Annotated in this window: 1 pseudogene; it reads right to left on the bottom strand. The window is 72.1% G+C overall.

The features are described 5' to 3' along the window. Positions 1-1630 (bottom strand): annotated as a pseudogene (locus tag LI94_RS24080) (PE family protein); the annotation flags it as partial.

Genomic DNA, 1630 nt, shown 5'->3' with positions numbered 1-1630 from the left:
TGTGTATAAGAGACAGGGCACCACCATTACCACCCTTGGTGGCAGTGGTGTTGCCGTTGTCGGAGTGAGTACCGGGGGAAGCGTTTCCGCCGTCACCACCCTTGCCGCCGTTACCCTCTGCCGTGCCGCCGGCTCCACCGTTGCCGCCGGCGCCGCCGTTGCCGCCGGTGGTGGCATTACCGGTTTCGTCAGTGGGGGCGCCGTTGCCGCCGAGGCCGCCGTTGCCGCCGGAGCCGTTGGTTCCACCGGTTCCGCCGTCACCGCCGGCGCCGCCGTTCAAGTGGAGCTCGTCGCCAGCCGCGCCGTTGCCTCCGTTGCCGCCCGCCACCTGGTCAGAGCCGTAGACCCCCTGACCGTCGGCACCCGCGGTTCCGGCTTCGCCACCGGTGCCGCCGGTTCCGGCTGCACCGGCAGCGCCGCCCTTACCCACGGAGCCCGCGCTGCCGACGTTGCCGCCCTTACCGCCGGAACCGAAGCCGTACTGGCCCTTGGAATCCCACTCCCCGTCGGCCCCGTTGCCGCCCTTGCCGCCGGCGCCGGCCTGACCACCTTCACCGCCGTCTCCGCCGCTGCCGTTGGTGCCGGACTCGGATCCACCGCCGGCGCCGCCGGCGCCGCCATTGCCACCGTTGTAGCCAACCCCGCCGTTACCGCCGTTGCCGGTGCCGCCATTGGCGAAGGTGCCTCCGATACCCACTACGCCGATGCCGCCATTACCGCCGTCGCCACCATTACCGCCCTGGCCGCCGGCACCGGTGCCGGCGGCTTTGCCACCATTGCCGCCTTGTCCGCCGTTTCCGCCATTGCTCTGGACCGAGCCGTCTCCATCGGCTCCCTTGCCGCCGGTTCCACCGTCGCCACCATTGCCGTTACTGCCGGCGTAGGCGTCGCCGCCGTTGCCGCCCCGGCCGCCGTCGCCGCCGTATGCGCCGTCGCCGCCGTTGCCGCCCTTGCCACCGTTGTGGTTCCCCGCGGTACCAGCTGCGCCGTCACCGCCGTTGCCGCCCTGGCTGGCCTGGGAAGGATCCTTGCTCCCGTCGGCGCCCTTGCCCCCGCTTTCGGCACCGGTACCGCCGGCCGCACCGCCCTCGCCGCCTTTACCGAACCCGGTGCCGTTGGCGCCGGCTTGACCGCCGTTGCCGCCGTTACCGGTACCGCCGTTGGCCCAGGTGCCGTTGGCTCCGTTGCCACCGTCACCACCCGCACCGACCGCGCCACCGGCACCGCCTACGCCGCCGTCGCCGCTCTTACCAGCGACGCTGTCGTCGCCGCCGCCCTTAGCTCCACCTTGGCCACCGGCACCGCCTACGCCGCCGTTGAAGCCGCTGCCGCCTTGCTGGCCGTCCTCGCCGTCCTCGCCCGCATTGGTGGCGTCAGCCCCGTTCGTCCCCTTGATGCCGTCATGCCCCGCACCACCGGCGCCGCCGACACCACCATTTCCACCATTGCCCGCTTCGGTACCGCCGGCACCACCCTTACCGCCGACACCGCCCGTGCCGCCGACGGAATCGACGTCATCTTCGTCATTCGGGTCAGCTCGGTGCGTCCCACTGAGCCCACCGGCACCACCAGTGCCACCCGTGCCACCGTTGCCGATCTTGCCGCCGTCACCACCGGTGCCACCGTTACC

It is taken from the genome of Mycobacterium sp. UM_Kg27, assembly GCF_000972905.1.
In the GTDB taxonomy this organism is placed as follows: domain Bacteria; phylum Actinomycetota; class Actinomycetes; order Mycobacteriales; family Mycobacteriaceae; genus Mycobacterium.
Note: the sequence above shows the minus strand (reverse complement) of the source record. Positions and strands in the feature narration are given on the sequence as shown.